Here is a 25,354-nt window from a genome sequence, read left to right on the forward strand (position 1 = left end):
GGCGTACGCTGATGCTCCGAACAGGCCTGGGGGGTACCAGCCATGACGGACCGCCGGACCCGCATGCGGCGCACGATGGTCGAACGCGAGGCCGAACTCGCCACCGTCGACGAGGCCCTGGACCAGCTCACCGGTCCCGGGCCCGACGCCGGCGGCGCGCTGCTCGCCTTCTCCGGCCCGGCCGGCCTCGGCAAGACCACCCTGCTCGCCGAACTGCGCCGCCGTGCCCATGCCCGCTCCTGCACCGTCCTCGCCGCCCGTGGCGGGGAGCAGGAGCAGGGCCAGCCCTTCCACGTCGCCCGCCAGCTGATCCAGCCCCAGCTGGCCGGCACCTCCGAGCAGGAGCTGCGCGCGGCCCTCGGGGGCTGGTACTCCATCGTCGGACCGGCCCTCGGGCTGTGCGCGCCCGAACAGGGCGCCCCGCCCGACCCCCAGGGTCTGCGCGACGGACTCGACTGGGTCCTCACCCACCTCGTCGTCAAACGAGCCCCCGTCACCCTCGTCCTCGACGACGCCCACTGGGCCGACCCCGAGTCCCTCGGCTGGCTCGCCGCCTTCGCTCCGCGCGCCGAACACCTCCCGCTGCTCCTCGTCGTCGCCTACCGCCCCGACGAACTGCCCGCGGACGCCGACGCCTTCCGTACGCTGCCGGGCCGGGCGGGACAGCGCCCGCTGCCCCTCGCGCCGCTCACCCCGGCCGCCGTCGCCGCCCTGGTCCGCGCATGGCTCGGAGACCATGCCGACGACGCCTTCTGCCAGGAGGCCTGGGCCGTCACCGCCGGCAACCCCTTCGAGACCGTCGAACTCGCCGCCAAGGTCCGCGACAAGGGCCTGCCGCCGGTCGAGGCGAACGCCCCGCTGCTGCGCGACCTCGCCGCCGCCCAGCGCGGCAGCGGCCTCGTCGCCCGCCTGGAACGGCTCGGCCCCTCCACCGTCCGCTTCGCCTGGGCCTGCGCCGTCCTCGGCACCGCCATCCCACAGGACCTCGCGGCCCGGGTCGCCGCCCTCGGCAGCGAGGAGGCCGTGGACGCCACCGGGCGGCTGCGCGACGCGCGCATCCTGTCCGCCGCCACGGAAGAGCCCGAGGCGGGGCTGGAGTTCGTCCACCCGCTCATCGCCACCGGCATCTACCGCGCCATCCCCGACGCGCTCCGCGTGGCCCTGCACGGCAAGGCCGCCGCGGCCGTCGTCGACGCCGGACTCGGCCCCTCCGCCGCCGCCCGCCACCTGCTGGAGACCCACCCCGAGAACGACCCCTGGGTGGTGCGCATCCTGCGCGAGGCCGCCGGCGAGAACCTCCGCGCCGGCGCCCCCGAGGCGGCCCGCCGCCAGCTCGCCCGGGCGCTGCGCGAGCCACCGGACTTCGACGAACGCGCGGCCGTCCTGTACGAACTCGGCTGCGCCTCCCTGCTCACCGAGCCCGCCAACACCGTCAACCACCTGCGGGCCGCCCTCGCCGAGCCCTTCGACGATCCCGCCCTGCGCCAGGGCATCGTCATCCGGCTCGCCCAGGTGCTCTCGCACAGCGACCGCCTCGCCGAGGCCTCGGAATCCCTCGCACGGGAGATCCCGTACACCCAGGACGTCCGCGCCCGGCTGCGGCTGCAGTCCGAGCAGTTCATGTGGGACGCCTTCAACGCCGCGGAGACCGACTCCCCGGCCCGCTCGCGGCGCCTCGCCCGGCTCGCCGACCGGCTGACCGGCCGCGACCTCACCGAGCGCTACGTCATCGGGCTGCGCGCCTGGGACGCCTGCCTGCGGGGAGAGCCGGTGGACGTGGTGCTGCACCACGCGGGACGGGTGCTGGAGCGGCCCTTCAGCTGGGCCTACGAGGACCGCGGCTTCGAGGTCCCGGTCCTGGTCGCGATGGCCCACATGTACGCCGACCGGCCGGGACGGGCGGAGGAGCTGTTCGAGGCGGGCACCGCCGAGTTCGAACGGCAGGGCTGGCGCGGGGCGCACCTCTCCTTCGCGTACAGCCTGCGCGCCTACATCCTCTACCGGCGCGGGCGGCTCGCCGCGGCCGAGGACCTGGCGCGGGCCGGGCTGGCGCTGGCCGAACGCGTGGGCCGGCGCACCCCCGTGCACTGGTACGCCATAGCGATCCTCCTCACGACCCTGCTCGCGCGGGGCCGGGTCGACGAGGCCTGGGAGCTGGGACGGGAGCACGAGTACGGCAGGCCCTTCCCCGCGGCCGTGGTCTTCCCCGACTCCCAGACCGTCTACGCCGAACTGCTCCTGGCCCGCGGCCAGGTACGGGCGGCGGTCGCCGAGCTGGAGGAGGTCGACCGGCGGCTGACCCCGCGCGGCATACAGAATCCGGCGTGGTGCCCGTGGCAGCTGCACCTGGCCCGGGCCGTCGCGGCGGACGATCCGCACCGGGCGCGCGCCCTGGCCGGCGACGCCGTGCGGCGGGCCCGTGCCTTCGGCGCCCCTTCGGGCATCGGCCAGGCCCTGCGGGTGGCGGCCGAGGTCGCGGCGCCGGAGGAACGGGCCGGGCTGCTGGAGGAGGCGGTCGCGCTGCTCGCGGAGTCGCCGGCGGGCTACGAACTGGCCCGCGCCCTGGGCGCGCTCGGCGATGAGCTGCGGGACGTGGACCTGCTGGCGCGGGCGGTGGTGACGGCCCGCGGGTGCGGGGCCGACTGGCTGGTGGCCCGGGCGGCCGACGCCCTGCTCGGGCTGGGCGGCACCCCGCCGTGCGGCCCGGACGGGAAGGACGGGGAAGAGGGGCCCACGCAGGACGGGCTCACGGAGGAGGAGCTCCGGGCGGCGCGGCGGGCGGCGGGCAAGCCGGCCCCGGACGGCTCCGGCCGCCGCGGACAGCACCCGGATTGGGCCCTGTCCGCGGCCTGCCGCAAGCTCGGCTCCGACGTCCCGGGCCTGGCGGCCGCCCTGGAGGCGTACGCGCCGTAGGCCCGCGGGACGGACGTCAGTTCTTCGCGTACACGCCGAACAGGTCGACGATCAGGTCGGCGGGCTCCCAGCCCCGGTTCCAGAAGTCGACGATGTCGTTCTTGCCGGTGCTCGCCTGGACCAGGTTCGAGACGGTCTCGCCCTTCGTCCAGTTCAGGTTGGAGGAGTTCGGCGGGGTCGGCCGGATCGCCTTGCTCTGGCCGTACGCCTCTCGGGTGTTCGGGTCCGGGGCGACCGTGAGGTGGCCGCTGCCCTGCGTGTTGGTGACCGTGGTGTTCATCACCGCGCCCGCGAGCGTGACGTCGGGCTCGAACAGCGACTCCCACCAGTAGTCCTGGCCGTGCACCGGCCAGAAGTACTTCCGCGAGTCGTACAGGCGCTCCGGCGCGAGCGGCAGGTAGGTGGCCTTGCCGTCGGCGCTGTAGTAGCCGGTGACGTCCACGATCACGTCGGTCGGGCTCCAGGAGCCGTTGCGGATGCTGATCCTGCCGTCGGGGCCCACCGGCACGATCACCGAGTTGGCGACCGTCTGGCCGGCCGTGAAGTTCAGGTTCGACGTGATCGGAGCCTGCTGCCCGCTCGGGAAGGCGGTCAGGTGGCCGGAGTCCCTGGGGGCGGTGATCGTGACGTTGAGGGCGACGGCCGTGATGCCCGTGGCCGGCAGCCCGCCCTGGCCCGCGATCTGGACACCGAAGGAGCCCTGTCCGGCGACCTGGCCCTTGGCCGCGCCCATGCCGTCCCGGGTGTCGACGAGACGGACGGGTTCCAGCGGGGTGTAGCCGCTGGAGGCGGAGCGGGCGAAGTAGCCCGTGACGTCCGCTATCAGGTTCACCGAGCCCGGGCTGCGGTTGACCAGTTCGACGTATCCGTCCGCGCCGACCGGCACGATCGCCAGGTTCGGGACGGAGCGTCCCGCGGTGAAGTTGACGTTCGAGGTGGTCGGCTGCTCGCTGCCGGACGCGTAGGCGGCGATGTGCCCGTCGGCGGCGGCGCCGGTCGCGGTGACGTTGAGCGCCACGGCGGTCACCCCGGCCGGGATGCCGCTGTTGCCGCCGACCTTCACCCGGGTCGTTCCGTACGGGGCGACGGGCTGGGCCGACGAGGTACCCGTGCCGTCCCGGGTGTCCAGCAGCCGGGTGGGCGCGTGCGGGGTGAAGTCGGAGCCCGCGACGACGACGTCGACGCTGTTGGTGACGGCCTCCTTGGTCCCCAGATCGGTCGCCGTGACCGTGATCTTGTGGGTGCCGACCTTGGCGTACGTGTGCTTGAAGCGCAGGAACCCGTCCGTGAGGGAGTGCTCGGGGTCTGTCGTGTGACCGTCACCCCAGTCGACGACCACCCGGAACACCTCGGTCTTCTCGCTCGAAACCCAGGTGGAGAGGTCCATGGTGCGTGCGCCGGATCCGGTGGTGACCAGACCGACGTAGTGGTCCGCGGCCGCGGCCGGAGCGCCCTCGGCGGCCGACGCGGTGGCAGGGGCCGTGCGGACGGACCGCTCGGGCGGGCTGCTGAAGGTGGCGGTCTTCGCCGCCGCCTCCACGGCTCCGGCGAGCTTCTTGCCCGCGTCCTGCTTCGCGTCCTGCTTGTGGTTCGCGGCCGGCCCGGCCGCATGGGCCGCGCCCGGTACGACGAGACCGACGGCTGCCGCGACGACGGCGGCGGAGATCATGACACGGTGACGGTACACCGGCCCCCCAGTGTTGTTGAACCTGTTCAGATGGTCATGATCAGATTACCGGGCCGACCGATTTTCATCGTATTGACTCGTATCCGTCCGTCGGCGTGTCGCTCTGTCCGGCGTTCGCCCGGAGCACAAGGCGGGAGACTCCGCCGTCAGGTGGGCAGGGTCGACCGTATGGATCACATCGACCGCATCTCCCCCTTCCAGAGCGAGGCGGCGGCATTCGAGAAGGCCGTCCGCCGCGCCTTCGACCGCGGCGGGCCGGTGCCGGCCGTCCCCTCGTGCCCGGGCTGGACGGTCTCCGACCTCGTCGCCCATCTCGGGGGCGTGCACCGCTACCTGGCGCACGTCCTGCGGGAACGGCTCGCGGCCCCGCCCGACCCCGCCGGCCTCGGCCTCCCGCAGGTCCCGGCCGCCCCGGACGCGCTCACGGAGTGGTTCGCGCAGGGCGCCCGGGAGCTGGCGCGGCTGTTCCGCGAGCTGGGGCCGGACACCCCGGTGTGGACCTGGTCGGCCGAGCAGACCTCGGGCTTCTGGCTGCGGATGCAGCTGATCGAGCTGGCCGTCCACCGCTGGGACGCGCAATCCGCGACGGGCAGCCCGGACCCCCTGGACCCGGTCGTCGCGGCGGACGCCGTCACCCAGACCTTCGAGGTGATGGCCCCGGCCCGCCGTGCGTGGAAGGCGGCACGCGCCGGTTCGGGGGAGCGGTACCGCTTCCGGAGTACCGACGGACCGGAAACCTGGACGGTCGTCTTCGCGGCGGACGAGGTCCTGCTGGAGCGCGGCCCCGACCGGGATCCGGGCTCCACCGCCCCGGCGGACGTCGAGGCCGCCGGGACGGCCTCGGACCTCGCCCTCTTCCTCTGGGGACGGCTGCCCGCCACCGCCCTGCGGGCCACGGGGGGTGACGCCGCCCTGCTCCCGCACTGGTTCACCCTGGTTCCCCCGGTCTGACCGGCCGGTCCGGCGCGCCCGGCGCGGGCGGCGCCGGGATACGGGGCCCCGGGCCGGAAAACTCGTGCGGCCACGTACCATGGCGGCATGTCCTTCCTCCGCCGCCACCGCGCCGCCACACCCGCCGGCCCGGACTTCGACGTCCTGGCCATGGACCCGGGGGACTGGCCGGGCAATCTCGGGGCCGGGCTGCTGCCCGCGCCCGACGGCAGCTGCCAGGGTGTCTTCCTCCGCTACGACCTGTTCGGCGGACGCGGCCCCGCGATGATCATCGGTAACCTCCCCGAGGGTTCCCCGGCCCGGGACCTCTCCGACGGCGAGGTCCCCTTCGAGGTGGCCCAGCTCCTCGACGCCCTGGAGAACGACGAGGAAGTCGAGGTCACCGGCGTCGAGGACTGCCCCGTCATGCAGGGCGACAACCTCCTCATCGTCCGGAAGATCAAGCTGTCGGAGTCCCGCATCTCCTGCGTCCAGTTCGACCGCAGTGACAACGTGCTGGTGACCATCGCCAGCTGGGACCGCCCGATCACCGATGACCTCTACGCCCTCCTGAAGCCGCTCCCCGCCGAGCTCTTCCAGCAGGGCTAGACCGTCCCTTCCGCGTCAACCCCTTCTCCGGGCCGTCACGCATCCGCGATGTCGTTCGCCGCCACGTAGCCGAACGTCATCGCGGGCCCGATCGTCGACCCGGCCCCCGCGTAGCTGTGGCCCATCACCGCCGCGCTCGCGTTGCCCGCCGCGTACAGGCCCCGGATCACCGAGCCGTCCGCCCGCAGGGCGCGGGCCCGGGCGTCCGTCACGATGCCGCCCTTCGTCCCGAGGTCCCCCGGCACGATCTTGAACGCGTAGAACGGCGGGGCCCAGATCGGCGCCAGGCACGAGTTCGGATGCACGTTCGGGTCCGTGTAGTAGTGGTCGTAGGCCGTGTCGCCCCGGTGGAAGTCGGAGTCGGTCCCGCTCCACGCCTGCGCGTTGAACCGGTTGAGCGTCGCCCGCAGCGCGCCCGCCGGAACCCCGATCTGGCCCGCCAGTGCGTCCCACGTCCATGCCTTCTTCGCCGCCCCCGCCTGGTACCAGGCATCGGGGAAGACGAGCGTCGGCAGGATGTCCTTGAACAGGTACTTGTTGCGGTAGTTCTGATCCACGATCAGCCACGCCGGGATGTGCGAACCGGTGGCGCCGCGGTCCTTCTCGTACATCACGTGCACCACATCGCTGTACGGCGCGGCCTCGTTGACGAACCGCGCGCCGTTCGCGTTCACGATCAGCCCGCCCGGCAGGGTCCGTTCGGCGAGACAGAAGTACGGCTCCCCGGGCAGCGGGATCGACGGCCCCCACCAGGCGTCGTCCATCAGGGCCAGCGCGGCCCCGGCCCGCTGCCCCGCCCGGATCCCGTCGCCGGTGTTCTCCTTCGCGCCCACCGACCACTGGGTGCCGACCGGCTGCTGCTGGTACTGCGCCCGCATCGCCGCGTTGTGCTCGAAGCCGCCCGAGCCGACGACCACCCCGCGCCGGGCCCGCACGGTACCCCGTACGCCCTCCTTCTCCACCACCACACCGGTGACCGCGCCGCCCTCCTGGACCAGGTCGACGAGCGGGCTGTTCAGCCACACCGGCACCCCCGCCCGCTGCAGTCCGGCACGCAGCCCGGCCGCCAGGGCCTGGCCCATCGTCAGCGGCTTCTCCCCGCACAGCGCCGCCTTCGTACCGCGCGCCAGGCACTCGGTGGACACCGCGAGCCCCCTGGCGCTCACCGCCGCGAGGTTCAGCCACTTGTAGTCCTGGCTGAAGACCACCATCCCGGCCGGGACGGGCATGTACGCCGGGTTCAGGCGGGCCAGTTCGGCGCCGAGGATGTTGCCGTCGATCTGGTCCGGCTCGATGGACCGGCCGTTCGGCAGCCCGCCCGGCAGGTTGGGGTAGTAGTCGCTGTAGCCCTCCATGAAACGGAACTTGAGCGGGCTGTTGGCCATCACGAAGTCCAGCATCCGCGGACCGTTGGCGAGGAAGGCGGCCTGCCGGTCGGCCGGCACCTCCGGTCCGACCACGGCCGCGAGGTACGTCGCCGCCTTCTGTGGGGTGTCCGGCACCCCCGCACCCAGGATCACCGAATTGTTCGGCAGCCAGATGCCGGCCCCGGAGCGGGCGGCCGATCCACCGAAGGTGGGGGCCTTCTCGACGACCAGCACGCTCAGCCCGCGCTGGGCGGCGGTGAGCGCGGCGGTCATCCCGGCGGCCCCGGACCCGACCACGACGACGTCGAACTCGCCGAGCGGGGGGCCGTCCTGGGCGCCGGCGGCCCGGGCCGCGGCGGAGGGGAGCACGGTGGCGGCGAGCACCCCGGCGCCCGTACCGGCGAGGACCGTACGTCTCGACGGGCGGGGTCCGGGGGAGGTGCGTGAAGCGCTTGCGGACATGGGCAGGCTCCAGCGGTGTGGGGAGGACGGGGATCGGGCTCCAGCACGTCTGATGCTGAGTCAGAAACGTCTTCGGGGGATCATGTGATGTCAAGGCATCCGGCGCCCGCGCACCAGACCGAGACCTCAGCCCTCCGCCTGGACCCGGGCGTCCAGTTCCCTCACGTGCCGCTTCAGGGCCACGGTCCGGTAGCTCTCCTCCACCCACTCGCACAGCACCTGCGCGGAGGGCGCCCCCTTCTCCGCCAGCGGGACGGACACCCAGCCGGAGCGGCCCAGACCGTATCCGGTGGGCTCCGCTCCGGGCGAGGCCATCGCATGCCCGTGCAGTGCCTCGTCCTTCAGCTTGACGGACAGGCCGGGTTGCCCCGGCCCGTCGGTGTTGCCGAGGAAGACGAAGATCTTCTTGTTCACCTTCACCACGCAGTCCTCGGGGCCCCAGGGGAACTCCTCCACGGCCTCCGGAAGGCCGAGGGCGAACTCCCGCACGGCCTCCCACTTGCGCACTCCGGACTTCATCAGCGCCTCCCGTCGATCGTCCGCCCACGCTAACGGAGCCCGACCGTACATCCGGGGCAGGACCGCACCGCGCGGCCGGGAAGCCGCCCGCGCCGCCCACGGGCGTCTGCGCATCCGCGAACGAGCGAAGTCCCGTGGCGGTGGGGGCCACGGGACTTCGCGTACAGGGGGAGAGGGAGGGGTCAGCGCGTGCCGACCGCCGCGCGGACCGCTCTGCGCGCCATTCCGGCGTCGTCGTGCAGGCGGCGGAGCAGCAGCCGCTGTTCCTCCCCGGAGGACAGGGAGCCCGCCGGCAGCGGCTGGGTCGGGGCGGTCGCCAGCATCGAGCGCTGCACCGCCGTCTCGGACATCCGGATCTCCCGGGTCAGCACCAGCATCAGGTTGACCAGGAAGGCGTCCCGCGCGGCCGGACCGGCCGACTGGGCGAGCCGGCTGATCTGGGCACGGGCGGCCGGGGCGTCACCCAGCACCGCCCACAGCGTGGCCAGGTCGTAGCCCGGCAGGTACCAGCCGGCGTGCTCCCAGTCGAGCAGCACCGGACCGGCCGGGGACAGCAGCAGGTTCGACAGCAGCGCGTCACCGTGGTTGAACTGCAGCGCCGTGCCCGACAGCTTCACGCCGTGCAGCAGCTTCTGCAGGTCGCCGAGGTCCCGGTCGGTCAGCAGCCCCAACTCGTAGTCGCGGGCGATCCGCCGCGCGTAGTTCATCGGGGTTCCGAACAACTCGGCCGGCGGCCGCCACTGGTTGACCCGGCACACCGCGCCCAGGGCCGCCCGCAGGTCCACCCGCGGCGGCGGCTCCACCGGGTGCCGCTGCAGCGCCGCGACCCGTCCCGCCATCCGCTCCACCACCAGCGTGCAGTTCTCGGGGTCGGCGGCGATCAGCCGCGGCACCCGGACCGGCGGGCGGTGCCGGACGAACGTCCGGTACGCAGCTATTTCGTGCCGGTAGCGCTCGCGCCACTCCGGCGAGTGGTCCAGTAAAACCTTCGCGACGGCGGTCATCCGCCCGGTGGTCCCGACCAGGAGGACGGAGCGTCCGCTGCGCCGCAGCACCTGCACCGGCGCGAACTCCGGACAGATCCGCTGCACCGAGGCGAGAGCGGTGCGCAGTTGCGCCCCCTGCGGTCCCGAAAGGTCGATTCTTCCGCTGACGGGCTGGGACCCGGTACCCGGCATGCGCCGCGCCCGGAGGGTGCCCTGCACCGGAGCCGACGGGCGGCCGGGTTCGAGGTAGGGGCCGCCGCCCGCCGGGAGCGTGCGGTGCGGCCGGACCGGTGCGGACACGGAGGACGTTGCTGCGTACATGGTGATACGGATCCCTTCGTGCGCCGACGAGTTGCGTACGCCACCCCGCCGGATCCCCTGCTTCGCCCTGGGGAGTTCCGCCGGTGACCGGGGCGGGGAGGCGCATTCCTACCTGACACCCGGCGCAAGGTGGCGAACCATCGGGCGTGCCCTGGCGAAGCCTGGCGAATAGTCGCTGGGCATCTGACGGGGGGCTACTGTCAACTCAGCCGAGAACCTGGGGGCTTGACGTGAGCAAAGGTCCAAACACCCGCTTGAACGACCTGTTCGGCCTGGCCGGCTGGTCGAAGGGCGAACTGGCGAGGATGGTCAATAGGCAGGCGGCGGCCATGGGCCACCCCCAACTGGCCACCGACACCTCGCGGGTGCGGCGCTGGATCGACATGGGGGAGACCCCGCGCGAACCGGTGCCCACGGTACTGGCAGCACTGTTCACCGAGCGGCTCGGTCGTGTCGTGACCATCGAGGACCTCGGGTTCGTACGGCAGCGGCGCACCTCCAGACGGCAGCCGGAAGGGGCTCGTGAGAACCCCGACGGGATGCCGTGGGCGCCCGAACGCACAGCCGCGGTCCTCACCGAATTCACGGGAATGGACCTCATGCTCAACCGTCGCGGTCTGATGGGCGCGGGCGCCGTGCTCACCGCCGGCTCCGCCCTCAGCAACGCCATGTACGACTGGCTGCACACCGACCCCGCCCTCGCGAAGGAGGCGCGGCACTTCGGGGAAACCTTCCAGGCCGATCCCGCGGGATACGACCGCTACGAGGCGGCCCCGATCGGTTCCCAGGAGATCGAGGCACTGGAGCGCTCCGTCGAGGTGTTCCGTGCCTGGGACGCCTCCAGAGGGGGCGGCCTCCAGCGGAAGGCCGTCGTCGGCCAGCTCAACGAGGTGGGCGGGATGCTCGCCTACCACCACCCCGACCACCTGCAGCGGCGGCTCTGGGGGGTGGCGGCCAACCTGGCGGTGCTCGCGGGCTGGATGTCCCACGACGTGGGCCTGGAGCCCACGGCGCAGAAGTACTTCGTCATCGCCGCGCACGCGGCCCGGGAGGGCGGCGACCGGCCGCGCGCCGGCGAGGCGCTGTCCCGCGCCGCGCGCCAGATGGTCCACCTCGGCAAGCCGAACGAGGCCCTGGACCTGATGAAGCTCGCCCAGTCCGGCTCGGGCGAGCAGACGCTGCCGCGCACCCGCGCCATGCTGCACACCATCGAGGCCTGGGCGCAGGCCGCCATGGGCAAGGGCCAGGCCATGCGCCGCACCCTGGGCGAGGCGGAGGAGCTGTTCGTCTCCGACAAGGGCGATGTACCGCCGCCCAGTTGGATGCAGCACTTCGACGAGGCCGACCTGCACGGCATGCAGGCCCTCGCCTACCGCACCCTCGCCGACCACGATGCCGCGGCGGCTCCGATCGCCGCGCGCCACGCCAGGGAGGCCCTGCGGCTGCGCGGCGAGGGCTACCAGCGCTCGCAGATCTTCGACTACATCTCCATGGCCTCGGCCTGCTTCATCGCCGACGAGCCCGAACAGGCCGACCGGTACGCGCGCTTGGCCCTGGTCTCGATGAACGAGACCTCCTCGCACCGGACTTGGGACCGGCTGCGCGAGATGTACCGGCTCACCGCCCAGTACTCGGGCTACCCGCGCATCGAGGACCTGCGCCAGGAGATCAAGCTGGCCCTCCCGGACAGCCCGGCGCCGCGCGCCACGGGGGTGTAGTCCCACGCAGGCCCCCGCAGCACACCATGTACGGAGACGAGAAAGGCCGCGCCTTCCGGCGCGGCCCTGAAACCGTGAGGCCGGTTCGCGGGGGGAAGTCCGCTACCCGCCCACCCGGGCCACGAGCACGCAGGCGTCGTCCTCCCGCTCGCTCTCGCCGAATTCCTCGATCACGATGCGCACGCAGTCCTGCGCCGACCGCGCCGCCGCGAACCGCGGTGCGAGCGCGAGGAGCCGCTCGGTCCCGTCGGCCCGGCTGAACTCGATGCTGCGCGGGGTCAGTCCGTCCGTGTGCAGTACCAGGAGGTCGCCCACTTCGAGCCGTTCCTCGGCCTGCCCGTACGAGGCTCCGGACGTCGCGCCCAGCAGGACGCCCTCCGGCGGTACGAGGCCCTGGCCCGACCCGCGGCGGAACAGCAGCGGGGCCGGGTGACCCGCCTGCGCCCAGGACAGCACCCGGCGCGCGGGATCGTAGCGGCAGCACACGGCCGAGCCGAGCGCCGGCTGCACGGAGGTCTCCAGGAGCTGGTTGAGCCAGCCCATCAGCGGGCCCGGCTCGATCCCCGCCATGGCCATCCCGCGCAGGGCGCCCAGCATCATCGCCATGCCGGAGGTGGCGGTCACCCCGTGCCCGGTCAGGTCACCGACCGTCAGCATCGAGCTTCCGTCGGGGAGTTCGAGCGCGTCGTACCAGTCGCCGCCGATCAGCGCGCTGGTCGCGGACGGCAGATAGTGGGCGGCCACGTCCAGCGTGCCCGCGTTGCCGTGCGGGAACCGCAGGGAGCCGCGCCACGGGGGGAGCACGGCTTCCTGCAGCTCGACCGCCAGCCGGTGCTCGGTCTGCGCGATCTCCCGCTGGCGCTGCAGCGAGTCACGGGACTCGCGCACCGCACGCTGGCTCCGGCGCAGTTCGCTCACGTCGCGCAGCACGGCCCACATCGAGGCCGTACAGCCGTCGGAGTCGAGTACCGGCTCGCCCCTCATGTGCAGCGTCCGGACGCGGCCGTCGGCCCGGACGATGCGGAACTCGCCGTCGATCGGTTTGCCGTCCACCAGGCAGGCGGTGACCCACGCGGTGAGCAGCGGCTGGTCCTCGGAGAACAGGGTGGAGCCCAGTTCGTCGAGGGGGAGCGCGCCCGCTTCCGGCGAGCGCCCGAAGATCTGGAACAGCTCGTCGGACCAGCTGACTTCGTCCGTCAGCAGGTTCCATTCGGCGCTGCCGACGCGGGTGTGGGCCTCGGGCCCGGCCTCGGGGGCCGCCTGCGGGAGCTCGACGGTCTCGGGCACCGGCGGCAGGCCCTCTTTGAGCTGGCCGAGGTGTTCGCCGAGGTCGTCGAGGTGGTGGACGGCGAGATCGCACAGTGCGCGCTGCCAGCGGCCCTGGGCGTCGTCGTCGTCCACGACGGTGTCGCGGCGGACCGCGTCCACTTCTCCCCGCAGCCGCCGGGTCTGGGAGATCAGCGCGTCCACCGACCCCGGCTCTGGCGGCTGCGCGGAACGGTCCGCGAACAGGTGGGACGGCATGAGAACTCCGATACAGGCGCGGCACGGCCAAGTCTGAAGGAAGGACCGGTAACGACTGTTGCACAGGGCGCGACGGGGTGTAAGGCGTTTGGCAACATCCGCTATGTTCTTGCTTCTGGCATATGCCGTAGGCCTTCCGGAGTGCATTCGGTGTGCGAACGAATCCGGTCAACTGCCTTTGGCGGGGCGGGACCGGCACCAGCCGGTCGGAGCCGGAACACGGTGGCACCGGCGGCCGGAAACCTTCCCTCCGCCCGCCGCCGCTCGATCGTACGGCCGAGGTGTACGAGGACGGCCCGCGAGGGCACTCGTACCGGGCCCGGATCAACGCGGTCCGCCGCGATACCCCCGAACGGAGGACCCCCTGCCGCGAGTCGATGCGGAGCCAGGGCTTCCCACCACATCACCCGGTCGCTACCCTACGTGCCGGTAATGAACCGGGGGAGGTCCGTGCGGGCGGGCCCGCGCAGCGTGGGGACACAACGAACATGAGCCGGCACAGCCATCCCGCCGGGCGGGACCACGACACGGTTCCGACAGTCCAGGACGAGGCTGCGGTCCGCGACGGCGCCGGGCTTCGGGACGCCACCGCCGGGCAGGGCCGCCCCGCCGGGCAGAGCCGCCGCTCCTTCCTCACCTACCTCGTGGCCGCGCCGACCCTCGCCCTCGTCACCCGCGCCGGCGCCGACGCGCTCGCCCCGCAGCCCGCCCACGCCGTGGTGCCCTCCCTGCCCGCCATCGCCGACGTGATCGACCTCGGCGACCTGTTCATCCTGGCCGGGGCGCCCACCTCCGCCCTGCTGGCGCTCGCCGTGGAGGCGGACGGCACCATCCGCTTCCGGCTGCCCCGCGAGGAGGTCGGCCAGGGCCTCACCACCGCGGTGGCCATGCTGGTCGCGGAGGAACTCGACGCGCCCCTCGCCGACGTACGCGTGGAACTGGACGACGCGCGGCCCGAGCTGCTCTTCAACCAGCTCACCGGATCCTCCAACTCGATCCGCTCCCTCTACGGGCCGGTCCGCCAGTGCGCGGCCACCGCCCGGGCCCGCCTCGTCGCGGCCGCCGCCCGCAGCTGGGGCCTCTCCGCGGCGTCACTGACCACCGCGAACGGCGCCGTCCGCGCCCCCGACGGCCGCACCGCCGGCTACGGCTCCCTCGCCACGGCCGCCGCCGACCCCGGCCTGATCGTGCTGGGCGCCACCCCCAAGAAGGCGGCGAAGCACACGCTCGTGGGCAGGCCCACCAGCCGGGTCGACGCCCGCGCCATGGTCACCGGCGCCCAGCAGTACACCCTCGACCTCGACGTGCCCGGCGCCAAGCCCTGCGTGGTGCGCCGCCCGCCCACCCTCGGCGGCACCGTCCGCGCCGTCACCAACCTCGCCGCCGTCCGGGCCATGCCCGGCGTCCTGCACGTGGTGACCGTCCCGACCGGGGTAGCCGTCGTCGCGGAGACCTTCGGGCAGGCCATCACCGCCAAGTCCGCCCTCCAGGTCACCTGGGGACCCGGCCCCGCCGACCAGCTGTCCGACGCACAGGTCCGCGCCAAGCTGCGCGCCGCCACCCCGCCGCTGCTCGTGCCGCCGCTGCTGACCCCTTACGTGGACGCCGAGTTCGACTTCGCCTTCGTCAGCCACGCCCCGATGGAGACCAACTCCGCCATCGCCGACGTCCGGGACGACCGCGCCGAGATCTGGTCCGGGCTCAAGTCCCCGATCGTGGCCCGCGAGACCATCGCCGCCGACCTCGGCCTGCCCCTGTCCAAGGTGCAGGTGCACGTGGTCCAGGCCGGCGGCTCCTTCGGCCGGCGGCTCTTCTTCGACGCCGCGCTGGAGGCCGCCCGCATCTCCAAGGCCTGCCGCCGCCCGGTCAGGCTGATGTGGACCCGCGTCGACGACACCCGGCACGGCCGGATGCGTCCCGCGACCCACCACAAGATCCGCGCCACCCACCTGCTGGGCGAGGTCCTCAGCTTCGAGCACCGGGTCGCCGCCGCCGAGACCGACTTCCGGCACGGGCTCGGCGAGATCATCACCGCCACCGCGGCGAGCCTGCCGCTGGGGATCGGCAACGCCACCCTCGCCCAGACCCTGTTCCTGACCACGGTGAAGTCCCCGTACCACTTCGGGCTCACCACCCAGGCGCTCACCGAGGTGCCCACCGGCATCCCCACCGGATCCTGGCGCTCGGTGTACTCCGCCAACACGCGCGGAGCCGAGGAGATCGTGGTCGACGAACTCGCCGCGCGCACGGGCCGGGACCCGTACCGCTTCCGCCGCACCTTCCTGAAGACCGACGCCCAGCGCGCCGTACTCGACAAGGTGGCCACGGAAGGGGAGTGGGGCCGGTCCATGGAGGCGGGCTGCGCGCAGGGCATCGCCTTCCACGAGGAGTACAAGTCCCGCACCGCGTGCCTCGTCGAGATCGACACCCGGGACCCGGAGCACGTCCGCGTCACCAAGGCGGTCATCGCCGTGGACGTGGGCCTGCCGGTCAACCCGCGCGGGCTGGAGGCGCAGATGATCGGCGGTCTCACCGACGCCATCTCCACCACCCTGCGCGCCGGGCTGCACCTGGACAAGGGGCTGCCGCTGGAGGGCAGTTACAGCCAGTTCCACTGGGCGCAGCAGCGGGACACCCCGCGTGACGTACGGGTCTTCGTGCTGCCGGCCACCGGAGAGGAGCCGGGCGGCGCGGGCGAGCTGGGCGTGCCCGCGGCGGTCGGGGCGATCGCCAACGCCTGGGCCCGGGCCACGGGTTCCAAGCCGCGCAGCTTCCCCCTCGACTTCGACGTCGACTTCACCCCTTACCCCCGCTAGCCCTCACACCCCCAGCCCTCACACCCCCCTCGCCGGTCCGATCCAGGAGTACGCCGTGCCCTCGCACACCTTCACCGTCAACGGGCAGAGCGTCACCGTGGACGCGCCCGACGACCTGCCCCTGCTGTGGGTGCTCCGCGACATGCTGGGCGTCCGCGGGCCCAAGTACGGCTGTGGGGTGGACGTCTGCAAGGCATGCACCAGCCACCTCGACGGCGCCGACGTCCGCCCGTGCGTGGTGCCCGTCTCCGCGTGCGCGGGCAGGTCGGTGACCACCATCGAGGGGCTGGCGAACGGGGACGACCTGCACCCGGTCCAGGAGGCCTGGCTCGAACAGGACGTCGCCCAGTGCGGTTTCTGCCAGCCCGGCCAGATCATGGCCGCCGTCGCCCTGCTCCAGCGCACCAGCGAGCCCACGGACGAGGACATCGACGCCATCGCCAACATCTGCCGCTGCGGTACGTACTTCCGCATCCGCGAGGCCATCCGCAGCGCGGCCGCAAAGATGTGAGCGGCGGCGGACCCCGGTGTTCCCCCGTGAATGCCGGGATCCGGCCGCTCCTGGCCAAACCTAGGCGGTCCGGCGGCCGTTGGCAGGGTTCGCCGTGCACAGTGACCGGCCGAGACGGGTATCACAGCGCACAGTGAGCGGCGGATGGTTGAATGCGCCGGTGTCCCGGTCCGACGACGTCCTCAAGCTGCACAGGCTCGCCCACTCCGGGGGGTCGGCCGCCCTGCTGGAGTGGCTCTCCGCACGCCTCGGCGGATGGACCGGGGTGGTGGACGCCGAACGGGGCGGGGGGCCGGAGTCCGCCGTGCGGGGCGCCGCCGAACTGACCGCCCGCGGGGTACGGTCGGCCGTCCTGCACGCCCCCGGCTCCGCCACGCTGCTGTTCGCGCTGAACGGCGGGCGCGCGCTGGCCGCCGTACTGGAGCAGCCGCACCACCCCGACGCCGCCACCCTGCTCGCGGACGCCGCCGTCCTGCTGGCCCTCGTCCTGCGGGCCGAGGAGGCCGGCCGGCGGGAGGAGCGGGCCGCGCTCGCCGAGTCGCGGGCCCGCGAGGCGGTGCTGCACCTGCTGATGAACGGCCGGCTCTCCACCGCCCACCAGATCGCCGAGGCGCTGGGGCCCTCGCTGCCCGAGCCGATGCGGATGTACGTCGTCGAATGCCGCACCGGTCAGCGCGCCGAAGTGGCCCGGCTGTGCGAGGAGCTGACGGACGGCCGGGCCTGGATCGTGCGCTGCCCGGTCTACGTACGCCACCTCATCGTGCTCGTCCCAGCCGGCCCGGCGGCGGCGGGCCACGACCCCCTCGCGGACGCGCTGGTCGCGGTGGCCCCCGGCTGCACGGTCGGGGCCAGCGGGGAGCTGTGCCTGCGCGAGGCCCCGGCCGCCTACACCCAGGCCTTCCACGCCCTGGCCGTCGCCCGGGAGCGGGAGGAGCGGCACGCCCGCTTCGGGCCCGGCCCCGAGCTGGCCCTCGCCGCCCACGGGGCCGGAGCCGGCTGGGCCGAGGCCCTGCTCGCGCCCCTGCACGCGTACCAGCCGCGGCGCCCCCAGGACCCCGGCGGACAGGAACTGCGCGCCACCGCCCACGCCTGGCTGAACTTCTCCTCGCACGCCACACGGCTGCTGAAGATCCACCGCAACACCCTTGCCGCGAGGCTCCGGCTGGTCGAGGAGCTGCTCGGGCTGGACCTCGCGCGCCTGGGGGACCAGGCGTCGCTCTCGCTGGCGCTGCGGCTCACCCCGGGCGCGCGGCCGGGGAACGACGCGGATGCGGCGGCCGCCCCCGGTCTCGACGCGGTGCTGCGCGATCCGCACGTGAGCGCCTGGGCCCGTACCCAGCTGAGCGCGCTGAGCGGACCGGACGCCCCTTCGGGCGCGCGCGCCACGGTCCGCGCCTGGCTGGCGCACGACGCGCAACTCGGTCCGGCGGCAGCGGCGCTGGGCGTCTCCGTCCCGGGCGCCCGCAAGCGGCTGACCCGCATCGAGGTGCTGCTGGAGCGCTCCCTGCTGCAGTCCCCGAGCGCCCGGTACGACCTCTGGCTGGCTCACCGGGCGGAGGAGCTCGCGGGGTGACACAAGCCGCAAAAGGGATGATCGGCGAAAAGAATCGACGATCATGCCCCAATGAGGCGAATCAATGCGAAACGCATGCTCGTCGGTGAACCCCTCGACACCGCGCGCCTGGGCGAGACCCTGCTGCCCAAACGGCTCGCCCTGCCGATCTTCTGCAGCGACCCGCTCTCCTCGGTGGCGTACGCAACCGAGGAGATCCTGCTGATCCTGGCCCTCGGCGGCGTCGCACTGCTCCACCTCACCTGGTACGCGGCCGCCGCCATCGTCTTCCTGCTCGTGGTGGTCGTCGCCTCCTACCGGCAGACCTGCCACGCGTACCCCGGCGGGGGCGGCGCGTACGTCGTCAGTGCGGAGAACCTCGGGCAGAGCGCCGCGCTCACCGCCGCCAGCGCCCTGCTCGTCGACTACGTGATGACCGTCGCGGTCTCCGTCGTCTCCGGTGTCTCCGCCATCACCTCCGCCATCCCCTCGCTGAACGACCACGAAGTGGCCCTGTCGGTCGCCTTCGTGGTGCTGCTCACCGTGATGAACCTGCGCGGCGTACGGGAGTCGGGCCGCGTCTTCGCCATCCCCACCTACGGCTTCGTCCTCGTCATCTACCTGATGTTCGCCGTCGCCGCCGTACGCCTCGGGACCGGCGAGACCATCCGCGCCGAATCCGCCCACCTGCCCATCATCGCGGAAGGCACCTACACCGGAATCGCCCTGGTCTTCCTCGCGATGCGCGCCTTCGCCTCCGGCTGCACCGCCCTCACCGGCGTCGAGGCGATCAGCAACGGCGTCCCGGCCTTCCGCAAGCCCAAGGCCAGGAACGCGGCGACCACGCTCGCCGCGATGGGCGCGCTCTCGGTCACGATGTTCATGGGCATCACGGCCCTGGCCATGTCGTACCAGGTGCACGTCGCGGCCGACCCCACCGAACTGGGCCTGCCGCCCGGCACCGCGACCTCCACCGCCCTCGCCCAGATCGGCCGCGCCACCTTCGGCAGCTGGCACTTCCTCTTCTACCTGCTCCAGGCCGTCACCGCCGGCGTGCTGATCCTCGCGGCGAACACCGCCTTCAACGGATTCCCGATGCTCGCCTCGATCCTGGCCAGGGACCGGTACGCGCCCCGCCAGCTCTCCAACCGCGGCGACCGGCTCGTCTACTCCAACGGCGTCGTCCTCCTCGCGCTCGCCGCGATCGCCCTCATCGTCGCCTTCGACGCCCAGCTGACCCGCCTCATCCAGCTCTACATCATCGGCGTCTTCGTCTCCTTCACCCTCTCCCAGGCGGGCATGGTCCGGCACTGGCGCAAGGAACTCGACTCGCCCGCCACCCCGCGCGAGGAGCGCGTCCACATCCACCGCAGGCGCGCCATCAACGCGGTCGGCGCCTGCCTGACGGCCCTGGTCCTGGTCATCGTCCTGCTCACCAAGTTCACGCACGGGGCATGGCTGGTCGTCATCGCCATGCCGCTGCTCTTCCTCGGCATGAAGGGCGTACGCCGCCACTACGACCAGGTCGCCCGGCAGGTCACCGTGGCCCCCGACGCCAGACCGCGCAAGCCGGCCCGCCACCACGTCCTGGTCCTGGTCGCCGCCGTGCAGGCCCCGACGCTCAAGGCCATCGGCTACGCGCAGGGGCTGCGCCCCGACACCCTGACGGCGGTCACCGTCGCCGCCGACGAGGGGGAGGCGGCCCGGCTGCGGGAGACCTGGGCGGCGCACGATCCGGGCCTTCCCCTGAAGATCCTGCACTCGCCCTACCGTGAGGTGGTGGGCCCGATCATGGCCCACGTCCAGGAACTGGCCGCGGACTCCGCCACGCACGTGCTGTCGGTGGTGATCCCGGAGTACGTCGTGGGCCACTGGTGGGAACAGCCGCTGCACAACCAGAACGCCCTGCGGCTGAAGGCGCGGCTGCTGTTCACGCCGGGCGTCGCGGTGATCGACGTGCCGTACCTGCTGGAGTCGGCGAAACCCGCGCAGCCCGCGCGGCAGGAGGGGTAGACGCTTCCCCGGCGGCCTGCCGGGCCGGGGCGGGCCGGCCCGCGGCGGCGTGCAGGGCCGCGGCGTGCTGGACCACCGCCGCGTGCGCCAGCGCCAGTTCCACCACGTGCCGCGGGTCGGTGAGGGAACGGCCGGTGAGCTGCTCCAGGCGGCGCAGCCGGTTGGAGACGGTGTTGCGGTGGCAGTACAGGCGCTGCGCGGCGTACGTGGTCGAGCCCTGGCAGGCGAGCCAGGTGCCGAGGGTGGTCAGCAGGGTGCGCCGGTCCTCGACGGGCAGCGCGAGCACCGGACCCAGCACCACCTGCCGCAGCCGGCCGGCGAGTTCGGCCTCGGCGGCCACCAACGCCGCCGGCAGCCGCTCGTCCAGCAGCGCCGTGCGCGGACCGCCGGACTCCGGAGCCGTGCGCAGGGCCAGGGCCGCCAGCCGGTGCGCCCCGGCCAGTTCGGCCGCCGCGCCGACGACCGGGCTGACCCCCGCGCGCAGGCCGAGCGGCGCGAGCAGCTCCCGTACGGACTCCAGCGGATGGTGGCCCAGTTCCACCAGGCCGATCTCCCCGTCGCCGCGGACCCGCCACAGCACGCGCGGAGCGGCGGCGTGGGTCTGTCCGGCAGCCGGGTTCGCGGCCGGGGCGGCGGACGGACCCTCGCCGCCGGACCCCAGCACGACCACCGCGAACCGGCCCCGCTCCGGTAGGCCCAGCCGGGCCGCGGCCTCCGCGGCCGTCGGTCCGCCGGTGTCGGACGCCCCGTCCAGCAGGACGTCCAGCAGGGCCGCCCGGCGCTCCCGGTCACGGTCGGCGCGCACGGCCTCGGTACGGCGGTACGCATCGGTGAGGGCGTCCGTCATCTGGTCCAGTACGTCCCACAACGCGGTCGCGCCCGGCAGCAGCCGGGGCAGCGCCGCCCGGTCGTGTGCGGCCACGGCCTCGGTGAGGGTCTGCCAGAGCACCCGGCCGCCGCGGCGGTGGATGCGCAGCAGGGAGGCGAGCGGCAGCCCCTGCTCGGCCCGCAGGACGCCCGTGGCCCGGGCGTCGGCGAGCTCGACCGGCAGCCCCCGCGAGCTGCGGACCAGGCCCTCGACGGCCTGGCGCAGGTGGTGGTGGATCCGCTCGCGCAGTTCCGCCCGGCCGAGCAGGGCGGCGTAGGCGGGGTCCTCCGTCAGCGTCCGGTCGGCGAGCCGGTCCGCCGCGACGGCGATCCGGCGGGACAGGTCCTCGCGTATCTCCTCGATGATCCGCTCCATGACGGGCAGCCTGACACGGGGGAGGGGACGGTGGGGAGGGCCCGTGGCGGGCGCATCCGCTACCGTGAGCGAAGCACTGCACTTGCAGTGATCACTCGATGTGCCTCACGCGACGTGCCGCACCCACCCTCCAGGGACCGCCCATGCGCCAGAATCCGCAGCGCCGCGCCGCGCTGCTCGACGCCGCCATCGAAGTCCTGGCGCGCGAGGGCTCGCGCGGCCTGACGCTGCGCGCGGTGGACGCCGAGGCGGGCGTGCCCACGGGCACCGCCTCGAACTACTTCGCCAACCGGGCCCAGCTGCTCGTGCAGATCCTGCACCGCACCCGGGAGCGGCTGACGCCGGAGCCGGCGGACCTGGCCGGCCCGCTGGACACCAAGGTGCTGCTGACCCGGCTCCTGGAGCGGATGCGGCGCGAGCGCAGCGTGCACATCGCGATGCTGGAGCTGCGGCTGGAGGGGACCCGGCGGCCCGAACTCCAGGCGGAGCTGGCCGGTTTCCAGGGTGAGGAGCTGGAGGCGAACATCGCCTGGCACATGGAGGCGGGCCTGCCCGGGGACCGGCAGGGCGTGGTCCTGCTCTACCTCGCGATGCTGGGCCTGATCGTGGACGACCTGACCGCGCCGGCGATGCTGGAGGCCCACCCGGTGGAGGGGCTCATCGAGACGATGGTCGAGCGCCTCCTCCCGCAGCGGTCCGCGGACTGACTATCGTGCCGGTGAGGGAGCACCGGCATCGCGGGGGAGACCGTGGGGAGTGCAGGGATGGCGCACATGGCCGAGGGCGGAGCCGGCGCGGCCGGCGGAATCCAGTGGCTGGCCGACTGGGACGGATGGTTCGTCGGCCTGACCTTCGCCCGGGGCATCGGCCCCGACGAACTCGCCGCGCGGCTCGGCGCGGTGCCGGGGGTCCGGCCCGGGCCGCTGGGCGCGCCGGCCGCCTGGAGCATGGTCACGGAGACGGTCGACGGGGACGGCGTGGCCCGGGTCGGCCGGTGGGGCGACTGGTCCTTCGCCGTGGAACACGGCCTGCCGGCCGGCGCGGAACGGCTCGCCGAGGTCTCCCGGGGCGGCGTCGAGGCCGTCCACCTCGACCCCCAGCCCGATCACCCGCCCAAGCAGTTCGCGTACGCGCGCAGCGGCGAGCTGGTGTGCTGCTTCGGCCTCGGCGAGGAATGCTGGCGCGGCGGCCACCAGCCGGACTTCCTGCTTCCGGAGCTGATCGCGGCCAAGATACTCACACCGGACGGCGCGTGCGCACGCCCCGACGAGGAGCCGTTCGAGGACCGCGACCGCCACACCCTCGCCGTCCTGGAACACCGCTTCGGGCTGTCGCTGCCGCGCCACCTGATCGAGCACACCCCGCTCCCGGCGTACGTGACCTGCACGCGCTAGCGGAACCGGCCGACAGGTATCCGGTGATCTTATGCTCAGGTTTACGCGAGTCCGCTGGTTTTGCGGCCGGTGAGCGACTTTGATGGGTTTGCCAGGCCTCGCACCGAGCAGGGGGACTCACCATGGGTACCGACCACAGCCAGAAGGACAGCGCACCCACCCTGATCGGTTCCGTGCAGCGCGCGCTGCGCCTCGTGGAAGCGATGTACGCCGAGGGCGGCGCCACGGCCAAGCGGCTCGCCCGTGTCACCGGGATCCCGTTGCCCACCGTCTACCACTTGCTGCGCACCCTCAGCCACGAGGGGTACGTGCAGCGCGAGGGCGGCTCGTTCCGTCTTGCGGACGATCTTCCGCTCGCTTCGTGATCAAATATCGACGCGTTCCGGCCAAGCTCTCACGCCCTTCATGGCATGTTCCAGCGGAAAATGCCAGAACGCCCTTTCGCACTGTGGAAGTTGAGTAAGTTCCCTCCTGTCGCGCCGTACGACCGTGCAAACAGCACATCCGGCCGGGAGGGGAGCCCGCGTGCCCGGGATCGACGAATGCCTGCTCGAAGCCATGGCCCTGCCTGGTGCGCGGGGGGCCGCGCTGGTCGACTGGAGCAGCGGACTGGCCCTCGGCACCGCCGGGGAGTCTCCCGTGGGAGACCATGAGACCACGGCCGCCGAGACCGCCGAGCTGGCCCGGGCGGCCGCCGAGTACGAGTCCTTCGCCTCGCCGGCGGCGGGCGACGACACGGCCGGACCGCCCGTCGAGGACCTGATCGTCACCACCCGCACCGGCTACCACGTCCTGCGCTTCGTCGACACGAGCTTCGACAGCAGCGTCTTCCTGCACCTGTGGCTCGATCGAGCCGACGGCAACCTCGCCCTCGCCCGCCACAGACTCAGGGCCCTGGCCGAAGGGCTGGTGCTCAGATGACCACCCCGGCCACGGCGGCGAACGCCTTCGCCGCCGTCTCCCCCCTGCTCACCCGGCTCGCCGCGGAGCGCGCCACCGGCGCCCTGCTCCGCGACCGCGGCACCCTCTTCCTGGAGGACGGCAGAATAGTCCACGCCGAGAGCCCGGCCACCCCGGGCCTCGACGTCCTGCTCACCACCGGCGGCGGCCTCGCCCCCGAGCGCTGGCGCGAGGCGGTGGACCGGGCCGGCGCCCGCCGCCAGGTCGCCCGCTTCCTCGTCGACAGCGGCGGGCTCGCCGGCGGGGAGCTGGAGATCTGCCACCTCGCCGCCATCTTCGACGCCGCGTTCTTCGCACTGTCCCCGGGCAGCGGGCCCTCCCGGTTCCGCCGCGGGGCCACCCACTGGATCGGCTCGGTCCGCTCCGTCCCGGCCGCCGCCGTCGAACGGGAGACGCGCCGCCGCCGTGAACTGCTCGACGCGGTCTGGCCGTACCCCCTGCTGGACACCGCCCCCGTGGTGCCCCGAGCGGCCTCGCCCGGCCAGACGGTCAGCGTCCGGCAGCGGATCCTGCTGCGCGAGGCCGACGGCGTGCGCACCCCGGCGGACCTCGCGTGGGTGCTGGGTCGGCCCGCCTTCCACACGCTCCTCGACGTACGGCGCCTCGCGGCGGCCGGACTGGTCGAGACCCCGCACACCCCGGCTCCGCCCCCCGACGTGGCACCCCTGCCCGACTGGATGACCCAGGCCCAATCCCCGGACGTGGCGCTGCTCCGCCGCTTACGCGACGCACTGGAGGCAAGCCTGTGAGGCTCCCGCTGCGACCGGCCCTGCGCGCCGACCGCTCCGAGCGGAGGCAGCCCGAAAGGAGAAAGCCCGACATGAGTACGGTGCCCCCCGAGGCGGAGGCCGAGATACTCGCCGAGCTCCGCAGGCTGCGGGCCCGGGTACCCCAGCTCACCGGTGCGCTCGCCGCGAGCGCCGACGGATTCGTCCTCGCCCAGGACAGCGCCGCCGCCGAGGCCGAAGCCGTCGCGGCCCTGACCGCGGCCGCGCTCGGGGTGGCCCAGCGGCTGAGCGACAGCACCGGGCAGGGCGCGTTCCGCGAGCTGCTGGTGCGGGGCGAGGACGGATACGTGGCCACCTACGCGGCGGGCACGGCGGCCGTCCTCACCCTGACCGCGGAGCCCCGCGTCAACGTCGGGCGCCTCCACCTGGAGGCCCGGCGCTCCAGCCTCCGGATAGCCGAACTGATCGACCACATCCTCGGGCGGCGCGGCTCCGGCGTTCCGCCCCTTCCCCCGCTGCCGCCCGCTCCGCCCGCCTGACGCCGTACGGCGCCACCGGAGCGACCCCGAACCACGTACCGCCACAGCACACGACACCACGAAAGAAGAAAGAGGAACCCCTCATGGCAACCGTCGAAACCACACTCAAGGCAGCCACCACCACCATCGAAGGCGCGCTCGGCGCCGCCCTCGTCGACTACGGCAGCGGCATGGCCCTCGGGACCGTCGGCGGCGGAAAGGACCTCGACCTCACGGTCGCTGCCGCCGGCAACACGGACGTGGTCCGCGCCAAGGTCCGCACGATGGAGATGCTGGGCCTCAAGGACGAGATCGAGGACATCCTCATCACCCTGGGCAGCCAGTACCACCTGATCCGTCTGCTGAAGGGCCGGGGCACCTCGGGCTTCTTCCTCTACCTCGCCCTCGACAAGGGCCGGGCCAACCTCGCGATGGCCCGCCACCAGCTCAAGTCGATCGAGGCCGAACTGGAGGTCTGACCCGGAACCTCGACGTCGAGGTGGCGGGCGGCTTAAATCTTTGCCGTCCGCCTCGGCGATCAGCCGTGGTATGCCCGATAAGGGAGGAGTTCATGATTCTGCTA

At 73.3% G+C, this 25,354-nt stretch carries 21 protein-coding genes; 15 read left to right on the plus strand and 6 right to left on the minus strand.

All coding sequences use genetic code 11. The annotated features are described in order from the left end of the window. Nucleotides 1-42 precede the first annotated feature (42 nt). Nucleotides 43-2,913, plus strand: coding sequence for an ATP-binding protein (locus ACIPYQ_RS13090; protein WP_401249794.1), 2,871 nt, complete (start codon nt 43-45; stop codon nt 2,911-2,913). Between the two features lie 16 nt (nt 2,914-2,929). Here the strand turns inward: ACIPYQ_RS13090 and ACIPYQ_RS13095 are convergent, their stop codons facing one another. Continuing rightward, nucleotides 2,930-4,582 carry a hypothetical protein gene (locus ACIPYQ_RS13095; protein WP_401249797.1) on the minus strand — a complete coding sequence of 551 codons (1,653 nt, stop codon included), beginning with the start codon at nt 4,580-4,582 and terminating at the stop codon, nt 2,930-2,932. A 186-nt stretch (nt 4,583-4,768) separates the two neighbouring features. On the opposite strand from ACIPYQ_RS13095, the gene ACIPYQ_RS13100 reads away from it, so the two are divergent. Next, nucleotides 4,769-5,551: a maleylpyruvate isomerase family mycothiol-dependent enzyme gene (locus ACIPYQ_RS13100; protein ID WP_401249800.1), complete on the plus strand. Its 783-nt coding sequence runs from the start codon at nt 4,769-4,771 to the stop codon at nt 5,549-5,551. A gap of 87 nt (nt 5,552-5,638) precedes the next feature. Further along, a complete protein-coding gene (locus tag ACIPYQ_RS13105; protein ID WP_361756499.1) occupies nt 5,639-6,139 on the plus strand; it encodes a hypothetical protein in 501 nt (166 codons plus the stop codon). Nucleotides 6,140-6,174: 35 nt separating this feature from the next. Here the strand turns inward: ACIPYQ_RS13105 and kstD are convergent, their stop codons facing one another. From kstD to ACIPYQ_RS13120, 3 genes are all read right to left on the minus strand, one after another. Further along, complete coding sequence (gene kstD, locus ACIPYQ_RS13110; protein ID WP_401249803.1) at nt 6,175-7,968, minus strand: 3-oxosteroid 1-dehydrogenase; 1,794 nt, start codon at nt 7,966-7,968, stop codon at nt 6,175-6,177. 126 nt (nt 7,969-8,094) lie between these two features. Continuing rightward, entirely contained in the window at nt 8,095-8,487 is a 393-nt protein-coding gene (locus ACIPYQ_RS13115) for an MmcQ/YjbR family DNA-binding protein (RefSeq protein ID WP_401249806.1), read from the minus strand. A 182-nt stretch (nt 8,488-8,669) separates the two neighbouring features. Beyond that, nucleotides 8,670-9,794, minus strand: coding sequence for an aminoglycoside phosphotransferase family protein (locus tag ACIPYQ_RS13120; RefSeq protein ID WP_361756490.1), 1,125 nt, complete (start codon nt 9,792-9,794; stop codon nt 8,670-8,672). Between the two features lie 230 nt (nt 9,795-10,024). Here ACIPYQ_RS13120 and ACIPYQ_RS13125 point away from each other — a divergent pair, with 230 nt between their 5' ends. Beyond that, a complete protein-coding gene (locus ACIPYQ_RS13125; RefSeq protein WP_401249809.1) occupies nt 10,025-11,512 on the plus strand; it encodes a hypothetical protein in 1,488 nt (495 codons plus the stop codon). A gap of 102 nt (nt 11,513-11,614) precedes the next feature. Here ACIPYQ_RS13125 and ACIPYQ_RS13130 read toward each other — a convergent pair whose 3' ends face one another. After that, nucleotides 11,615-13,036 carry a PP2C family protein-serine/threonine phosphatase gene (locus ACIPYQ_RS13130; protein WP_401249811.1) on the minus strand — a complete coding sequence of 474 codons (1,422 nt, stop codon included), beginning with the start codon at nt 13,034-13,036 and terminating at the stop codon, nt 11,615-11,617. 488 nt (nt 13,037-13,524) lie between these two features. On the opposite strand from ACIPYQ_RS13130, the gene ACIPYQ_RS13135 reads away from it, so the two are divergent. The 4 genes from ACIPYQ_RS13135 to ACIPYQ_RS13150 all read left to right on the plus strand — a co-directional run bounded on the left by ACIPYQ_RS13135 (nt 13,525) and on the right by ACIPYQ_RS13150 (nt 19,928). Continuing rightward, nucleotides 13,525-15,852 carry a molybdopterin cofactor-binding domain-containing protein gene (locus ACIPYQ_RS13135; RefSeq protein ID WP_401249814.1) on the plus strand — a complete coding sequence of 776 codons (2,328 nt, stop codon included), beginning with the start codon at nt 13,525-13,527 and terminating at the stop codon, nt 15,850-15,852. A gap of 55 nt (nt 15,853-15,907) precedes the next feature. Further along, a complete protein-coding gene (locus ACIPYQ_RS13140) occupies nt 15,908-16,363 on the plus strand; it encodes a (2Fe-2S)-binding protein (RefSeq protein ID WP_361756478.1) in 456 nt (151 codons plus the stop codon). A 160-nt stretch (nt 16,364-16,523) separates the two neighbouring features. Beyond that, nucleotides 16,524-17,936, plus strand: a complete 1,413-nt coding sequence (locus tag ACIPYQ_RS13145; protein ID WP_401249818.1) for a helix-turn-helix domain-containing protein — start codon at nt 16,524-16,526, stop codon at nt 17,934-17,936. 51 nt (nt 17,937-17,987) lie between these two features. Continuing rightward, the gene (locus ACIPYQ_RS13150; RefSeq protein WP_401249821.1) at nt 17,988-19,928 is read left to right on the plus strand and encodes an APC family permease; all 1,941 of its coding nucleotides are present in this window, start codon (nt 17,988-17,990) and stop codon (nt 19,926-19,928) included. Here ACIPYQ_RS13150 and ACIPYQ_RS13155 read toward each other — a convergent pair. Then, on the minus strand, nt 19,846-21,171 hold the full coding sequence (locus tag ACIPYQ_RS13155) for a helix-turn-helix domain-containing protein (RefSeq protein WP_401249824.1): 1,326 nt from the start codon (nt 21,169-21,171) through the stop codon (nt 19,846-19,848). The genes ACIPYQ_RS13150 and ACIPYQ_RS13155 overlap by 83 nt on opposite strands. 143 nt (nt 21,172-21,314) lie before the next feature. On the opposite strand from ACIPYQ_RS13155, the gene ACIPYQ_RS13160 reads away from it, so the two are divergent. The 7 genes from ACIPYQ_RS13160 to ACIPYQ_RS13190 all read left to right on the plus strand — a co-directional run bounded on the left by ACIPYQ_RS13160 (nt 21,315) and on the right by ACIPYQ_RS13190 (nt 25,250). Then, nucleotides 21,315-21,878: a TetR family transcriptional regulator gene (locus ACIPYQ_RS13160; protein ID WP_361756466.1), complete on the plus strand. Its 564-nt coding sequence runs from the start codon at nt 21,315-21,317 to the stop codon at nt 21,876-21,878. A 66-nt stretch (nt 21,879-21,944) separates the two neighbouring features. Then, nucleotides 21,945-22,565, plus strand: a complete 621-nt coding sequence (locus ACIPYQ_RS13165) for a DUF6461 domain-containing protein (RefSeq protein WP_401249827.1) — start codon at nt 21,945-21,947, stop codon at nt 22,563-22,565. Between the two features lie 122 nt (nt 22,566-22,687). After that, nucleotides 22,688-22,930 carry a helix-turn-helix domain-containing protein gene (locus tag ACIPYQ_RS13170; RefSeq protein WP_374772450.1) on the plus strand — a complete coding sequence of 81 codons (243 nt, stop codon included), beginning with the start codon at nt 22,688-22,690 and terminating at the stop codon, nt 22,928-22,930. Between the two features lie 160 nt (nt 22,931-23,090). Next, nucleotides 23,091-23,486, plus strand: coding sequence for a hypothetical protein (locus ACIPYQ_RS13175; protein ID WP_401249831.1), 396 nt, complete (start codon nt 23,091-23,093; stop codon nt 23,484-23,486). Continuing rightward, the gene (locus ACIPYQ_RS13180) at nt 23,483-24,274 is read left to right on the plus strand and encodes a transcriptional regulator (RefSeq protein ID WP_361756457.1); all 792 of its coding nucleotides are present in this window, start codon (nt 23,483-23,485) and stop codon (nt 24,272-24,274) included. Before ACIPYQ_RS13175 ends, ACIPYQ_RS13180 begins: the two co-directional genes overlap by 4 nt. A gap of 71 nt (nt 24,275-24,345) precedes the next feature. After that, nucleotides 24,346-24,792: a roadblock/LC7 domain-containing protein gene (locus ACIPYQ_RS13185; protein ID WP_361756454.1), complete on the plus strand. Its 447-nt coding sequence runs from the start codon at nt 24,346-24,348 to the stop codon at nt 24,790-24,792. Nucleotides 24,793-24,875: 83 nt separating this feature from the next. Further along, a complete protein-coding gene (locus ACIPYQ_RS13190) occupies nt 24,876-25,250 on the plus strand; it encodes a hypothetical protein (RefSeq protein WP_361756451.1) in 375 nt (124 codons plus the stop codon). Nucleotides 25,251-25,354: the final 104 nt, after the last annotated feature.

This window comes from Streptomyces sp. NPDC090045 (genome assembly GCF_044747975.1).
GTDB lineage: Bacteria > Actinomycetota > Actinomycetes > Streptomycetales > Streptomycetaceae > Streptomyces.